The following is a 14832-nucleotide window of genomic DNA, read 5'->3' on the forward strand; positions in this document are numbered from 1 at the left end:
ATCGGCCCCGTGGAACCAGCCTGGAGAAAGAGTTCGTATTCTGTCGCGAACAGCGCATGTGTGGAGATCGCCGTTTCCGGCGACCGGGAATCAATCATGGTGCGGGACTCGAAGAACCCGGACGCCGGCATCCTGACCTACCCGGCGGAGTCCTGGCGCTCCTTCCTGACCGGCCTTCGCACCGGCGCAATCCGTCGTCCGCAGAGATAGCCGAGACCGATAGCAGCTACGCCAACCAGCACATACCCCTGCATTGAGGCACCGATGGCCGGCACGGGCGGCCGCGGTTGCACCCGGCGGACGGATTCCGCACTCTCGAATTCACTGTTGACGATCGCGAGAAACCGACGCCGTCGCGGCCTCGCGTGAGTGCCGATCCATTCCTCGCGCACCCGGGCCCACCATTGCAATGAAATAGGGCTCTCGAACATGCTCGACGTCATGGACCGCAGTTCCTCGTCATCAATTTCGCCGAGTTCCCAGATGGTGAGCCAATACATCATCGTCAGGTTGGCATAGGTCTCCTGCTTCCAGTGCGGACTGTCGGCCGCCTTCACATCAAGAACCTCCATCAGGCCGGGGTTCTCGATCGCCATTCTCATCAGCTCCATGTGGTGCTGACGCTCGATGTCGGCCAGCTCCTGCCGCGTCTGCCGCTGCTGATAGAGCAACGAAGCGCCGACACCGCAGAGTGCGACCGCGGACAGCACGGCCGAGATCCCGCCGAAGGCTTCTCCGATGTCGGCCAGCCGGTCCCATGGCAGAGCCGTGCCCACCAGTCCGGCCATCACCAACGGACCGGCCAGCACGAGAACAGCCAGCACCAGCAGACCTGCGCACAGAACGATGCGGGCTTCACGGAATCCACGGGTCTCCGTGACCCTGCGCCAGCGAACCACCATGGCAACCCTCCACGACAATCCATCCCAGGGTGAATGCACAGCGCAATCGCATCATCACTAAGGGCAACTATCGCTGGGGTTTTGACTCTCCCACCGTGTCAGAGGGGAGCTTCGAGGCATGCATCCATTTGTCGGCTCGGGGCCCTACTGTTATGCCAACTCGCTGGTCATGGTTCTCGGGGCGGGCGCTCCGCCGCCGTCCGTGGTGGAGGTTCTGACCGGGTCGCCGTTCGGGTTCGAGTTGCTCGGGGGGCGGCTGCCGCTTTTCGACCCGTACGGCTGGGACCCCCGATCAAGGGCTCGACCTGGCGATCGGGCTGCTGGGGTGGGAGTGCCGGCGGGACTGGGCCGAGGACGAGCAGACCGCTCTCGGGAGACTTCGGGACGCGGACGGGCCGGTGCTCGTCGGGCCGGTGGAGTTCGGGCTGCTGCGCCACATTCCGGGGATGACCGGGCCGATCAGGTCGGATCACTTCGTGGTCGTGCTCGGTGTCGACGGAGATCTGGTCCGATTCCACGATCCGCACGGATTCCCCTACGCGACGCTGCCCGTTTCCCACTTCCTCGCCGCCTGGCGCGCCGACACGATCGGGTACCGGGCCCACCCGTACACGATGCGCAGTGGTTTTGTGAACGTCGATGCGGTGACCGGCGATGACGCGCTACGCGCCGCACTGCCGGGAGCCGCCGCCTGGCTTCGCGGTCGTGATCTCCCGGTGCCGCCCGGCACGATCGGTGGCGCGGACGGGCTGCACCGGCTGGCCGAGCAGGTCACCGACGGGCTGGAACCGGAGGCACGCGATCATCTGATCCATTTCGCGGTACGGGTCGGCGCACGGCGGCTGGCCGACGCGGCCACCGCACTGGCCGGGCTGGGCCTCGGCCGCGCGGCGGCGATCGCGACCCGGCAGGCGCGGTTCGTCGGCAGTCTCCAGTACGACCTGGTCAGCGGAGACGACAAGGCCGTCGCCGGAACGTTGCGCCGGCTGGCGCCTACCTACCCGGAACTGGCGGACACGCTGGGCTGACCTGGGGCGCGTCCGGGACCGCGGCCTCGTCGGCGGTCCCGGACGTCCTCATGAGGTTCCGGACTCGCTCATGAGCCGAAGGCCTTCACCTCCAGGAGGCAGAATCTTTCACCCGATAGACCCGCGGTCTATGGCAGGTCACCCTGACGTACGAAAACGTTATCGGCAAGGTTCCAGGAACATGAACTGTGAACGGAGGGCAACCCCCGAACCCGTCAGGACACCCGGGCGACCTTGATCGACGAGGTCGTCGCCCCCGCCGCCGGATAGGCGGCGCTGCCGTCGGCGTACGCCTTGAAGGCCTGGTAGGAGTGGTCCTTGACGGCGATGCTCAACCGGCCGCCGACCGCCTTGCCGGTGCCCGAGTCGTACAGCTGCGCCGCGATCCCGGATCCCGACTGCCAGGACAGCAGCATCCGCCCCGTCCCGTACGACACCAGGTGCGGATGGGCCGACGCGATCCCGGTGTCGATCGTGGACGTCGACTTGCCGGTGGTGAACCTCTCCAGCCGGATCTTGCCGCCCTGGCTCCACGCGGTCCAGTAGCCGCTCGATCTCGCCAGCACCAGGTCGCCGCCGAACAGCGTGCCGTCACAGGTCCCGGCCGCGACCGTCCGGTACGGGTTGGGCTGCGCGATCCGGCACGAGTTGTCGGTGGCGCACACCGCCACGAACCGTTTCGTCCGTGGATCCCACACCACCCGCGAGGTCCACGCGTGGCTGCAGCCGACCTCGAACGCGTCCCTGTGCCCGGTCAGCAGTTTGCCGCTCGCGTCGACCACCTGCAGCCGGTCGCCCTCGTGGACGTCGACGCAGTTGCCGTTCTGCACGGTGATCGCCACACCGAAGTAGGCGGCCCAGTCCGACCCGTTGGTCGCCAGCCGGCCGTGGTGCTGGTACCACCAGATGAACCGGGCGCCGTCGTCGTAACCGGTACGGCTTCCGGTCAGGTTGGTGACCTGCCGCTCCCAGACCGGTTTGCCGTTCAGGTCGAACCGGATCATGTGCATCGTGTTGCACGGGCTGGACGTGCCCCCGCAGAGCGCCCCGCCACCGCAGTTGCCCTTACGCGTCAGCAGGACGACCCCGCCCTCGGCGTCGGCCTGGACATCCTGCAGATCGATGCCGGTGAAGCTGGTGGGGGTGCCGACGAGCTTGTCGTCGCAGCCCAGCCTGCCGAGGTAGACCTTCCCGTTCGTGCCGAGCCACGCCAGCCACGACCCGCCGTCGGGCCGGGCCGCGATCGCCATCGGCAGGTTCTCGGTGTCGCCTTCCTGCCCGTAGCCGGCGACCTTCGCCGGCAGCGACACCTGCGTCACCTTGGCCGACGGCGTGGCCGACACCGTGCGGGCGCAGCCACCGGCGGTGGTGGCGGCCGCCGGCGGGGCGCTGGGCGCGGCGGCGCCCGGCGCGGAGGATCCGGCGGACGGCACGGCGCCCGACGGCGGCACGACTCCGGTGGACGGGCCGGCCGCCGATGCCGGGGCCGCGGCCTGCTGACCGGGCACCGGACCGGCCGCCTCTTCCTGCGCCGGATCCGTGCCCGTGCCGGTCGAGCAGGCGGCCAGGGCGACGACCGTGAAGGCCCCCGCCCACAGAGCCCGCCACCGTCCCGCGAATGGTTTCATCGTGTACTCCCAGATCCGAACGTCCTGACACCGGATATGGCGAGCCCCGCACCGGCGGCATAACAAGAAATCCGGAGAGAGATCTCCGGGCGGAACCGGCGGCCGTGCGGTAACAGGATTTCGGGGAGACATTCGTCAACCTCGCGGGCCGGCCGTCCGGCGGTACCCTGCCTGACGCCATGACCATCACTGATCAGATCCAGACCGACGTCGTCGTCGCCGCGCGCTCCGGGGACCGGCGGGCGATCGGCGCGCTCGTCACCGACCACCTGCCGCTGGTCTACAACTTCGTGGGCCGCATGCTGGGCCGTCACCCCGATGTCGACGACGTGGTGCAGGAGACGATGCTGCGCGCGGTGCGGGACCTGCCGGCGTTGCGGGAGCCGTCCCGGTTCCGGCCGTGGCTGATGGCGATCGCCCGCCACCAGGTCACCGAACGCCACCGCACCCGGCACGCGCTCGTCAGCCGGACCGCGCCGTTCGACGAGGAGTCGCACGAGCCGGACCCGGCGACCGACTTCGCGGGCGTGACCGTGCTGCGGCTGGACATGTCGGTGCAGCGGCGGCAGACCGCCGAGGCCACCCTCTGGCTCGACGACGATCACCGCGAGACGCTCGCGCTGTGGTGGCTGGAGGCGGCCGGTGTCCTCACCCGCGCGGAGGTCGCCGAGTCGATGGGGCTGTCGGTGGCGCACGCGGGTGTCCGGATCCAGCGCATGCGGGAACAGCTCGATGTGGCCCGTACCATCGTGGCCGCTCTCGCCGCCCCCGCCCGCTGCCCGGGCCTGACCGCGGCGCTGGCCGGATGGGACGATGTGCCGGGCGCGCTGTGGCGCAAACGCATCGCCCGCCACCTGCGTGAGTGCGACGTGTGCGGCGCGGCCGGGAAGTCGCTGGTGCCCACCGAGCGGCTGCTCGCGGGCGCGGCCCTGATCGCCGTCCCGATCGATCTGCAGTCCCGGATCGCGGTGCTGGGCAAGGCGCCGTCGGCCGGGTTGCCGGTGGCCAAGCTCGCCGCGGCCGGCGCCGCTGTCGTCACGGCGGCGGCCGCGCTCCTGTTCCTTCTCGACAGTGATCCGGAACAGCCATCGGCCGTGGTGGCCGCGCCGCCGTCGCCGGTGGTGGCGCCGAGCGCGACATCGCCGCCGTCGCCGTCACCGTCCGTGGCGGCGAAGGGCATCACCACGACGACGATCACGCTGCCGGTGCCGTTCGCCTACCGGATCCCGGGCTACAGCGGCAAGCAGCACAGCCGCCGTACGCCGTTCGCCGTCGCGCCGAACGGCACCGCCTGGCTCGCCTGGCTGGCCGCCGATGGCGCGAACGTGCACGTCACACCGCTGGGCAAGGACTTCGAGCGCAGCGGCGACGACATCGTGGTGCCCGGCCGGGAGGCGAGCGGCCTGATCGCGCACGACGACGGGTTCGCCCTGCTGACCCGGCGCGCCGACCCGAACGGCAACACGTTCGGTGACAGCGGCGCCTATCTGATCCGTTACCGCGACGGCAAGCAGGCGTGGACGTCGCTGCTGACCGACGCCGGCACGTCGACGCCGATGCTCGTCGGTGACCTGGCGTGGAACGGCACGGTCTACGGCGCGTACTTCGCCGTCCGCGACGAGTCCGGCCACTTCGGCGACCGGCTCGCCTACCGCAGCGCCGCCGGGAAACCGGTACCCGGCGGCTGGGACTGGGGCTGCAGCCACAACACCGGCATCGCGCTGGCCGCCGAGAAGAAGACGCCGTTCGCGTCGGTCTGCGCCAACGACTGGAAGGACGGCCTGTTCCTCAACACCGGCATCGGCTTCCCCCGGCCGGGCGCGGCGCGTCTCGACCACGAGGAATGCGTGGCCGGTTACTGCGGCGAGCCGTTCGGCGGCGACGGCGGCGGCTACAGCAACCTGGTCCGCTTCCCCGATGGCCGGTACCTGCTGGCCTGGCAGTCCCGCGGCTGGTCCAGGGCCTCCCCCGACCCGGCCGACGACTACGGGTATCTGGTCACCGCCCGCTGGGAGAACCACAACGTCGCGGTCACCTCCCTCGCCGGCAAGGACTCTCCGGCCGTACCCCTGACGACCGATCCGTCGACGCGGGCGATCCGCTACCTGACCAGCACCGCGGCGACAGATCACGTCAACGTCCGGATCGGCCGTCTCGGCACGGCGGCGTTCGTGGTGTGGGACCAGGTCGCGGTCAGCGGCTGCAGCGCCGGGGTCTGCGACGGCCGCTACACCGGCACCTACGGCCAGGTCCTGACCGCCGCGGGCGCCCCCGGCGGCAAGGCCCGCAAACTGGATGTCCAGGTGGGCGGCGATCTGGCGCCGCTGGCCGACGGCTCGCTGGCCTGGCCGTTCGTCGACAAGGCCCCCGATTACCGCAGCCGCGGCAAGGCCTCACCGACGACGAGAACGATCACCATCGCGATCATGAAGAGCTGAACCGCTATTCGGTGCAGGTGGTCGTAGAGGGCGGCGATCCGACACCGCGGCCGGGATTTCGTGCCGCCGATCGCGGGTACGCCTTCCTCCGTGACCCAGCTGGATGAGAAGACGATCGCGTTCGCCCACCGTATGTTCGATCTCGCGCGTTTCGGGGACGCCCCGGAGCTGATCGCCAACGTGGCGGCCGGTCTGCCGCCGAACCTGACCAACGACAAGGGCGACACCCTGCTGATCCTCGCCGCCTACCACGACCACCCGGAGACGGTGGCGGCGCTGCTGGAGCACGGGGCCGACCCGAACCGGGTCAACGACCGGGGCCAGACCGCCCTGTCCGCGGCGGTGTTCCGGCAGAACCCGATCACGGTGCGGACGCTGCTGGCCGCCGGCGCCGACCCGGACGGCGGCGCCCCGTCGGCGCTGGCCATCGCCGACTACTTCCGGCTCCCGGAGATGGCCGCCCTGCTGCGGTAGGACAGGGGCTAGCTGTTGCGCGGGCGGCGGGCCACCACGAGCAGGTGGGTGTCCGGCCAGTCGAGCGGTGTGCCGTCCGGTGCGGTCAGGGTGGCGACCGGCGCGATCCGGTTGTCGATGATCCACTCGTTGCGGATCGGCGTGGACGCGGCGTCCAGCTCGAACCCGGCCTCGGCCAGCAGTTGCGCCCACTCGCTGAACGACAGTCCGCAGAACTGCTCCTTGGTCTCGGAGAGCCAGTTGTCGACGTAGTCCTTGCGGGTCAGGAAGTCCATGGCCGCGCCCAGTTCGAGACGGACCGTGTCGTCGCCGACGGCCTCGAAGGTGAACGGGAACGCGAAGTCGGCGGCGAACTGGTCCAGCCGCGCCCGGGTGGACAGGCTCGACACGTACCCCTTGATCTCGCCGGAATCGAGAGTCGCCAGATCACGCCGCGGCCCGGCGGGGTTGTCGCCGTCGTCGGCGGCCAGGCGCAGCAGCACCGGCCGGCGGCGGTCGGCGGGCCCGCACACGTCGCTGTTGATCCAGACGCCGCCGGGCGCGGTGTGGTCGAAGATGCGCCGGGCGAACTGGAGGAGCGAGTCGCGCTGCCGGCCGTACGACCAGATCTCGTGGGTCAGCGCGAAGGTGAGCGTGGTGTCCACCGATCGGTCGGCGAAGATCGCGCCGCCGAGGACGTTGCGCTGGTAGAAGTACACGTTGGCGTTGCGGAAGACGCCCTGCGCCTTCTTGTGCACGCATTCGGAGTACAGGTGACGGGCCACCTCGACGCCGATCAGGTCGCTCTCGTGCAGGCCGGGCTCGCGGTCGGCGAGTTCGAGGACCGCGCCGGCGCCACAGCCGATGTCGACGATCCGGCCGGGCCGCACATGCTGCCGGACCGCGGCCCACTTGCGGTCGGCGGCGTCGGCGAAGGCCTCCACGTACGTCCGGTAGTCGCGGGTGGCGGTGAGCCCGCCCTCGTCGCCGACGAGCGGGTCGTTGACCACGGTGCGGACCGTGTCGACCAGCCGGTACCGCTCGAAGACGTCGATGGTGGCGGGGTGTGCCAGTTTGCGCCACGTCTCGTCGCCGGCGGCCAGGCGCAGCAGCACGTCCCAGGGGCGCTCGGGTGTGATGCGCAGATCGGGGTCGGCCTCGACCGGGGCGATCGGGAAGCCGAGCCGCTCGTAGAGTTTCGCCACCTCGGGCGTGGAGCAGGCGACCACGGTGTCGGCCGGGGTGAGGTCGAGGCCGGTGGCCACCGCGATGCTCTTGAGCGTCACCTCGGCGAAGGTGTCGGTCGGCGCCGTGTCGAAGACCGGCACGACGAGTGAACGCAGCCCGCTGACCAGGCTGAACCGTTCGATCGCCGCCTCGCGGCGGTGGTACGGGACGGGGTTGCGCCGGGTGTTGTCGTGGTTGGCCGACGTCACCGCCCACACGATCGTGGCCCCGCTGCCGGCCGCGAGCCGGTGCAGGTACTCGGCCTGGAAGGCGGTCAGCAGGTGGTGGCGGCCGGGGAACAGCACGAACTCGATGTGGATCACCCCATGTCTCGGACGACCTAGGAGCATACCCGCCCACGGGTTCGGGACGGCAGAAATGAGCAACGGATCGTAACTTCCGATAATTATCGGTAGCCGTACGTCATCACCCTCGTGCCACTTCTCCCCGCGCCCACGTCTTGACATCCACGTTTGCCGCTCCATATTTTGGGCGACATCTTCCGGAAACACTCCGAAACTTTCGATAGTGATGAGGTGGGCTTCGTGGCACCTAAAAAGACCCTCGCGATGGCCGTCGCGGTGGCGTTGAGCGCCCTGGGCATGGCCGCATGCACAGGCGGGGACGACGAGGGCGGCAGCGGCGGCGGCAACGTCGAGATGCAGCTGTGGCACAACGCCACCACCGGCCCGGGCAAGGCCTTCTGGGACAAGACGGTCGCCGACTTCCAGACCGCCCACCCGAACGTCAAGATCAAGATCCAGCAGGTGCAGAACGAGGACCTCGACGGCAAGCTGCAGACGGCGCTCAACTCGGGCTCCGCGCCGGACATCTTCCTGCAGCGCGGCGGCGGCAAGATGGCCGCGATGGTCGAGGCCGGCCAGCTCAAGGACATCACCGCGGACATCACCGACGCCACCAAGCAGGCGGTCGGCGAGGCGGCGCTGAAGACCGGGCAGGTCGACGGCAAGGCGTACTCCGTACCCGTCTCGATCCTGCCCGGTGGTCTCTGGTACTCCAAGGATCTCTTCAGCAAGGCCGGCGTCACCGCCCCGCCGACCACCCTCGAGGAGCTCAACACCGCGGTGACCAAGCTCAAGGCCAACGGCACGCCGATCGCCCTCGGCGCCAAGGACGCGTGGCCCGCCGCCCACTGGTACTACTTCTTCGCCCTCCGCGCGTGCAGCCCGGCCGCCCTCGACGCGGCGGCCAAGGACAAGACGTTCACCGACGCCTGCTGGACCAAGGCGGGCGAGGACCTCAAGGCGTTCGCCGACACCAAGCCGTTCAACGAGGGCTTCCTGACCACCTCGGCGCAGCAGGGCGCGGGCAGCTCGGCCGGCCTGGTGGCCAACTACAAGGCCAGCATGGAGCTGATGGGCGCCTGGGACCCGGGTGTCATCGCCTCGCTCACCAAGGACACCAAGCCGCTGCCCGACCTGGGCTACTTCCCGTTCCCGGCGGTGCCGGGCGGCCAGGGCGACCCGGCCGCGATCATGGGCGGCGCGGACGGCTACTCGTGCTCGGCGCAGGCGCCGAAGGAGTGCGCCGACTTCCTGAACTACATCCTCACCAAGGACGTGCAGGAGGGCTACTACAAGGCGTTCAACGCGCTGCCGGTCAGCAAGGAGGCGCAGGGCGCGGTCACCGAGGACTACCTGAAGGCGGTTCTCGAGGCCTACAACAAGGCGCCGTACGTGTCGCAGTGGCTGGACACGATCTACGGCCAGAACGTCGGCAACGCGCTCAACGTCGGCGTGGTGAACCTGCTCGCCGGCAAGGGTGACGTCGCCGGGATCCTGCAGGCCGTCAACGACGCGGCCAAGAAGGGCTGAGTGTCTCGGTGTCCCTGACAACCGACAGTCGAGTCCGGGACGGGGGTGGCGTCACGGCGCCGCCTCCGGCCCGGCCCCGCCGGCGTGGCATCGGCTGGGCCCAGCGCCTCGAGATCGCGGTGCTGTCCGGCCCGGCCGTCCTGATGTTCGTCGGCTTCGTGATCACCCCGGTCCTGCTGGCCGGCTACTACGGGTTCTACCGGTGGAAGGGCTTCGGCCCGCCGACGAACTTCGTGGGGTTCGACAACTACGTCACCATCCTGCAGGACAAGCTGTTCCACGAGGCGCTGTGGCACAACGCCCAGATCGTGGTGCTGTCGCTGGTGCTGCAGGGGCCGATCGCGCTGGTCTTCGCGCTGCTGCTCAACCAGAAGCTGCGCGGCCAGTCGATCATCCGGGTGCTGATCTTCGTTCCGTACGTGATCTCCGAGGTGATCGTCGGCACGGCGTGGGCCCTGCTGCTGCAGACCGAGGGCGCGGTCAACGGCATCCTGCGGTCGATCGGCCTGGACGGGCTGGCCAAGGACTGGCTGGCGAACCCGTCCATCGCCATCTGGACGCTGATGCTCATCCTGACCTGGAAGTACGTCGGGTTCGCGGTGATCCTGTTCCTGGCCGGCATGCAGAACATCCCGGAGGAGCTGTCCGAGGCCGCCGCGATGGACGGCGCCTCCTACTGGCAGACCCAGTGGCGGATCACCCTGCCGCTGCTCGGGCCGACCATCCGGATCTGGGGCTTCCTGTCGATCATCGGCGCGCTGCAGCTGTTCGACCTGGTCTACATCATCTGGGGCCAGTACGTCGCGTCGACCGCCGGCACCTCGACCATGGCGACGTACATGGTCTCCGAGGGCCGCAACGCCGGCAACTACGGGTACGGCAACGCGGTGGCGGTCGTGCTCTTCTTCATCTCGATGATCATCGCGCTCGTGTACCAGCGTTTCGTGCTGCGCCGGGACACCCAGGGCGCGCTCACCGGAGGACGGTAGACATGGCCACGGCCACCCACGCCCGGCGCGGCAACCCGGTCGTCTACGCCGCCGCGCTCGCCCTCATCGGTGTCATGCTCGGCCCGGTCGTCTACATCATCATCGGGGGCTTCCGGACCAACTCGCAGATCACCACCGACCCCGCCGGCCTGCCCGACCCGTGGCAGTTCGGCAACTACGCCGACGTCCTGACCGGTGACACGTTCTGGCTCCAGGTCACCAACTCGACGATCGTCGCCGTGATCACCACGGCCGGGGTGGTCGCCCTGGGAGTGATGGCGAGCTACGTGCTGGCCCGCTATCACTTCCGGGGGCGGGGTGCGATGTACGCGCTGTTCGCCGCCGGCCTGATGTTCCCGCCGACGGTCGCGATCACCCCGCTGTACGTCCTGATCAAGAACCTGGGACTGGTGAACACGCTGCCCGGCATCATCCTGCCGCAGATCGCCTTCACCCTCCCGACCACGGTGATCATCCTGGTGCCGTTCCTGCAGGCGATCCCGAAGGAGCTGGAGGAGGCCGCCGCGATCGACCGCTGCAGCCGGCTCGGCTTCTTCTGGCGGATGGTGCTGCCACTGTCGGTGCCGGGCCTGATCACGGTCGGCATCCTGGCGTTCGTCAACAGCTGGAACAGCTACCTGCTGCCGCTGTTCATCCTCAACGACCAGGAGGCGTTCACGCTGCCGCTGGGCGTGCAGGCGTTCGCCTCGCAGTACTCGGTGGACACCGCGAAGGTGCTCGCCTTCACGTCGCTGTCGATGATCCCGGCGCTGGTGTTCTTCAGCCTCTTCGAGCGCCGCATCGTCGGCGGCCTCACCGGAGCGGTGAAGGGCTGAGGAGGACGGACTCACCGCGGGAGTCACCCCCACGACGCCCCGCGCTCGCCCGGATGCCCCGCGTCAGGCACGCATCCGGGCGAGCGCGCGAGACACCTCGTCGCGGTTCTTCGCCGCCCCCATCCGGGCCGGCAGCCGGGCGATCATCCCGCTGTCCGCCCGCGTCATCGCCCAGCCTGGGCCGACGGTCCATCAGCGGGCATCACCTGCGGTCCGTCGGGAGCATCCCTGAAGATCAGCCTGCCCTCGCGTTCGATGATGGCCGCCCACTCGCGAACCAGGGCGTCGGCGGCTCTGCGGCCCTTCACCTTCTGGCGGATCTCCGGGCGTTCGAGCGGGTCGCCGAGTTCGTAGGCGATTACCGTCCAGCGGTCGCGGAGGTAGCGGAACGGCAGGACGAGCATCGTCACCAGAAGGCAGCTGAGGAAGGTGACCAGGATCCAGGCCAGGCCCAGCAGCGCCAGGGGCAACAGGAAGGAGATCTCCAAACCGATCTCGAGCAGCACCAGCCCTGGAGTGATGGTGCCGAACCACACCATGCGCCGCCGGCCGACGCGCCATTTGATCCACTGGCCGGACTGCGAGCGGCACAGAACCTTCATGCCTCGAGCGTGATCCACTGTGTCAACCGGAGACCTCGACGGTCGGAGGCACGTCGATTTCGATGTGGACCCGATTGGTGTGCAGGTTACGCCCGGTGACGGCCGGGTGCGCCTTTCCGGCCACGCACGGTGACCGGACCGTGGCGGCGCCGTCCTGCAGCAAGGGTCGTTGCCGGGCATCCGGCGGATTCACCTCTCGGGGGTCAGGGGGATCCAGACGCGCATGGTGGACGGGCCGCGGCGCGCCCACCGGTGGTAGGGGTGCAGGGCGACCTGGACCGGCTCCGCGTCACCGGACGGCGCCGGCGGCCGGTACGGCCAGTCGTGGTCGGCGTTCACCGACGGGCGGCAGGTGACCAGGACGGTGCCGTCGGCGTCCACCGGCACGGCGTCGCGCTCCAGGTGCAGGGCGTCGAAGGCCACGTGCGGCGGCACGTCCACCGACTCCAGGCAGTAGACGACCGGCCCGCGTTCGACGGCGGCGGCGCCGCGTACCGCATCGATCCGCTCGTCTGCGGTGACCAGCCGCGGCTGGACCGGGAGCCGCAGCCGCAGGGTCTGGCCCGCGGTGAAGGCGCGGCGCAGCTGCACGAGGCCGCGGCTGATCGGCAGCCCGTCGAGGGTGGCGCCGGACGCCCAGTCCGGGACGCGCAGGCTCAGCGTCCAGGGGGTGTCCGGGCCGGCGACGATCCGGATCGTGATCAGGCCGTCGGCCGGGTACGCGGTGTCGATCTCCAGGTGGTGGTCGCCGGTCCGGATGGTCGCCGGCGTGTACTGGTGGATCTGCAGGCCGTCGTCGTCGACGGTCGCCACGTAGGCGGCCAGGCTGGCGAAGGTGCGGGCCAGGTTCGTCGGGCAGCACGACACGTCGAACCACGGGGCGCGCAGGTTGGACGCGGCCCGCGGTACCTGCACGTCGGCGGGCGGCTCGGCGCCGAGGGTCCGCTGGTGCAGCGTGTTGGTGTAGAAGAACCGGTCGCCGCCGTCGCCGGGCGAGGTGGCGATGACGTTGAACAGGGTCCGCTCGATCAGGTCGGCGTACCGGGGATCGCCGTGCGCCAGCAGCAGCCGCCAGGACAGCAGCACCGAGCCGACACCGGCACAGGTCTCGCTGTACGACCGGTCCGGCGGCAGCACGAAGTCGTCACCGAACGCCTCGTCCTGGTGGCGGGAGCCCATACCCCCCGTGAGGTACGTACGACGGGCGACCGTGTTGCGCCACTGCCGGGTGACCGCGTCGAGCAGCCCGCTGTCACCGGTCTCCACCGCCACGTCGACCGCCCCGGCCGCCAGATAGGTGGCGCGCACCGCGTGCCCGCGGAACACGTCGGCGTCACGGACCGGGATGTCGTCCTGGAAGTAGGACCGGCCGAACTCGATGTCGGCCAGCGTCCCGTGCCCGTGCCGCTCCACGAACAGCCGGGCCTGGTCGAGGTAACGGCGTACCCCGGTCAGCCGGTAAAGCTCGACCAGCGCGATCTCGATCTCGGCGTGCCCGCAGATCCCGTTGCGTCCCTCCGGGCCGAACTCGGCGCACACGTGGTCGGCGGCCCGGAGCGCCGCGTCCAGCAGCTCGTCCGGCCCGTAGGTGCGGGCCCGGGCCACGGCGGCCTGGATCAGGTAACCGAACGAGTAGAGCTCGTGACCCCACTCCAGGTCGCTGTAGCGCGGTGCCTGGCCGGGGCGGCCGTAGTTGGTGTTGAGGTAGCCGTCCGGCTCCTGCGCGGCGACCACCCGGCGCACGATCGCCCGGTAACGGTCGTCGATCCCCGGGTCACGGGTCCGGCCGTACTCCCAGGCCAGCGCCTCCAGATACTTGTAGACCTCGGTGTCGGCGAACTCCCGCCCCCGCCGCTCCGCCGGGTTCCCGGTCAGCCCGAAATTCGCGAGCCAGCCGGCTTTCTCCAGCCAGTGCTCGATGTGCGCCAGCGTCCGCGCCGCGTTGGTGTCCTGCCGCTGCTGCCAGAAACCGGGCCGCAGCGTCACCTCGCCCACGCCCAGCGGCCGCAGCCGGCCCCGGGTGGGCGCCACCGGCATGCCGGACACGGTGGTGGCCAGCGTTTCGTCGATCGTCATGAAAATCATCAGCCCTTGAGTGCGCCGGACATGAAACCGCGGACGTAGTGCCGTTGCAGTGCGAGGAACAGGACGACGCAGGGCAGCGCGAGCACCACCACGCCGGCCTCGGTCGCGCCGTAGTCGACGATCCCCATCACCTGCTGGCGCATGTTCGCCACGGCCAGCGGGAGCGGCATCTTCGCCGAGTCGCTGATCAGCACGAGCGGGGTGATGAAGTCGTTCCAGGCGGCGAGGAACGCGAACAGGCCGACCGTGATCAGGCCCGGTCTGACCGCCGGGACCAGCACGTGGCCCAGGGTGCGCAGGCTGCCGCAGCCGTCGACCTGCGCCGACTCGGCCAGATCCTTCGGCACCGCCTCGAACGAGATGCGCATCATGAACGTGGCGAACGGCAGCTGGAACATGGTGAGCACCAGTGCCAGGCCGAGCAGCGAGTCCTGCAGGCCGAGCCGGTTGAGCAGCACGTAGAGCGGGATGAGCAGGGTCGCGTAGGGCACCATCAGGATCGCCAGCGTGACCAGGAAGAGCACGTCCCGGCCGGGGAACCGGAACTGGGCGAACGCATACCCGCCGAGCAGCGACACGATCAGCGTGAACAGCACCGTCATCAGCGACACCGCTGTCGAGTTGAGCAGGTACTGACCGATGCCGGCCTGGTAGTTCGCGAGGGTCCGGTAGTTGCCGAACCCCCAGCCGCCGATCTGGGCCGAGCCGGCCTGCGGGCTCACCGAGGCGACGCTCGCCCAGACGAGCGGGAACAGGAACAGCAGGGCGAGACCGCCGGTGAAAACCTTCTGAGGGGTACGGAACACGCG

At 69.7% G+C, this 14832-nt stretch carries 13 protein-coding genes; 7 read left to right on the plus strand and 6 right to left on the minus strand.

Annotated elements, in window-relative coordinates; genetic code table 11:
• The first annotated feature begins 9 nt into the window (after positions 1 to 9).
• Complete coding sequence (locus BM290_RS50940) at positions 10 to 210, plus strand: DUF397 domain-containing protein (protein WP_203779212.1); 201 nt, start codon at positions 10 to 12, stop codon at positions 208 to 210.
• Here BM290_RS50940 and BM290_RS17655 read toward each other — a convergent pair.
• On the minus strand, positions 138 to 902 hold the full coding sequence (locus tag BM290_RS17655) for a DUF6082 family protein (protein ID WP_143133809.1): 765 nt from the start codon (positions 900 to 902) through the stop codon (positions 138 to 140). The genes BM290_RS50940 and BM290_RS17655 overlap by 73 nt on opposite strands.
• A gap of 398 nt (positions 903 to 1300) precedes the next feature.
• On the opposite strand from BM290_RS17655, the gene BM290_RS17660 reads away from it, so the two are divergent.
• Entirely contained in the window at positions 1301 to 1930 is a 630-nt protein-coding gene (locus BM290_RS17660) for a hypothetical protein (protein ID WP_239143456.1), read from the plus strand.
• Positions 1931 to 2145: 215 nt separating this feature from the next.
• Here the strand turns inward: BM290_RS17660 and BM290_RS17665 are convergent, their stop codons facing one another.
• Positions 2146 to 3558, minus strand: a complete 1413-nt coding sequence (locus BM290_RS17665; RefSeq protein ID WP_093615300.1) for a hypothetical protein — start codon at positions 3556 to 3558, stop codon at positions 2146 to 2148.
• Between the two features lie 179 nt (positions 3559 to 3737).
• On the opposite strand from BM290_RS17665, the gene BM290_RS17670 reads away from it, so the two are divergent.
• Together BM290_RS17670 and BM290_RS17675 are read left to right on the plus strand one after the other, a co-directional pair.
• Positions 3738 to 5996, plus strand: a complete 2259-nt coding sequence (locus BM290_RS17670) for an RNA polymerase sigma factor (RefSeq protein WP_093615302.1) — start codon at positions 3738 to 3740, stop codon at positions 5994 to 5996.
• Positions 5997 to 6086: 90 nt separating this feature from the next.
• The gene (locus BM290_RS17675) at positions 6087 to 6470 is read left to right on the plus strand and encodes an ankyrin repeat domain-containing protein (RefSeq protein ID WP_239143457.1); all 384 of its coding nucleotides are present in this window, start codon (positions 6087 to 6089) and stop codon (positions 6468 to 6470) included.
• A gap of 8 nt (positions 6471 to 6478) precedes the next feature.
• Here BM290_RS17675 and BM290_RS17680 read toward each other — a convergent pair whose 3' ends face one another.
• Positions 6479 to 7999 (minus strand): class I SAM-dependent methyltransferase, encoded by a 1521-nt coding sequence (locus BM290_RS17680; protein ID WP_239143458.1) that lies wholly within the window; start codon positions 7997 to 7999, stop codon positions 6479 to 6481.
• 222 nt (positions 8000 to 8221) lie between these two features.
• Here BM290_RS17680 and BM290_RS17685 point away from each other — a divergent pair, with 222 nt between their 5' ends.
• The 3 genes from BM290_RS17685 to BM290_RS17695 are packed head-to-tail and all read left to right on the plus strand — an operon-like array spanning position 8222 to position 11336.
• A complete protein-coding gene (locus tag BM290_RS17685; protein WP_203779220.1) occupies positions 8222 to 9511 on the plus strand; it encodes an ABC transporter substrate-binding protein in 1290 nt (429 codons plus the stop codon).
• Between the two features lie 14 nt (positions 9512 to 9525).
• Entirely contained in the window at positions 9526 to 10500 is a 975-nt protein-coding gene (locus BM290_RS17690; RefSeq protein ID WP_203779229.1) for a carbohydrate ABC transporter permease, read from the plus strand.
• Between the two features lie 2 nt (positions 10501 to 10502).
• Positions 10503 to 11336 (plus strand): carbohydrate ABC transporter permease, encoded by an 834-nt coding sequence (locus BM290_RS17695; protein WP_093615310.1) that lies wholly within the window; start codon positions 10503 to 10505, stop codon positions 11334 to 11336.
• Between the two features lie 164 nt (positions 11337 to 11500).
• Here BM290_RS17695 and BM290_RS17700 read toward each other — a convergent pair whose 3' ends face one another.
• From BM290_RS17700 to BM290_RS17710, 3 genes are all read right to left on the minus strand, one after another.
• Positions 11501 to 11938: a hypothetical protein gene (locus tag BM290_RS17700; protein ID WP_093615312.1), complete on the minus strand. Its 438-nt coding sequence runs from the start codon at positions 11936 to 11938 to the stop codon at positions 11501 to 11503.
• A gap of 189 nt (positions 11939 to 12127) precedes the next feature.
• Positions 12128 to 14014, minus strand: a complete 1887-nt coding sequence (locus tag BM290_RS17705; protein ID WP_203779222.1) for a glycoside hydrolase family 127 protein — start codon at positions 14012 to 14014, stop codon at positions 12128 to 12130.
• Between the two features lie 8 nt (positions 14015 to 14022).
• The gene (locus tag BM290_RS17710) at positions 14023 to 14829 is read right to left on the minus strand and encodes a carbohydrate ABC transporter permease (RefSeq protein WP_093615314.1); all 807 of its coding nucleotides are present in this window, start codon (positions 14827 to 14829) and stop codon (positions 14023 to 14025) included.
• Between the last annotated feature and the right edge of the window lie 3 nt (positions 14830 to 14832).

It is taken from the genome of Actinoplanes philippinensis (assembly GCF_900113015.1).
GTDB classification, from domain to species: Bacteria; Actinomycetota; Actinomycetes; order Mycobacteriales; family Micromonosporaceae; genus Actinoplanes; species Actinoplanes philippinensis.

Excerpts from the sequence above, each read along its gene's own strand:
- BM290_RS17700 (WP_093615312.1), bottom strand. The coding sequence starts at position 11,938 with ATGAAGGTTCTGTGCCGCTCGCAGTCCGGCCAGTGGATCAAATGGCGC.
- BM290_RS17695 (WP_093615310.1), top strand. The coding sequence starts at position 10,503 with ATGGCCACGGCCACCCACGCCCGGCGCGGCAACCCGGTCGTCTACGCC.
- BM290_RS17665 (WP_093615300.1), bottom strand. The coding sequence starts at position 3,558 with ATGAAACCATTCGCGGGACGGTGGCGGGCTCTGTGGGCGGGGGCCTTC.
- BM290_RS17670 (WP_093615302.1), top strand. The coding sequence starts at position 3,738 with ATGACCATCACTGATCAGATCCAGACCGACGTCGTCGTCGCCGCGCGC.
- BM290_RS17705 (WP_203779222.1), bottom strand. The coding sequence starts at position 14,014 with ATGACGATCGACGAAACGCTGGCCACCACCGTGTCCGGCATGCCGGTG.
- BM290_RS17655 (WP_143133809.1), bottom strand. The coding sequence starts at position 902 with ATGGTGGTTCGCTGGCGCAGGGTCACGGAGACCCGTGGATTCCGTGAA.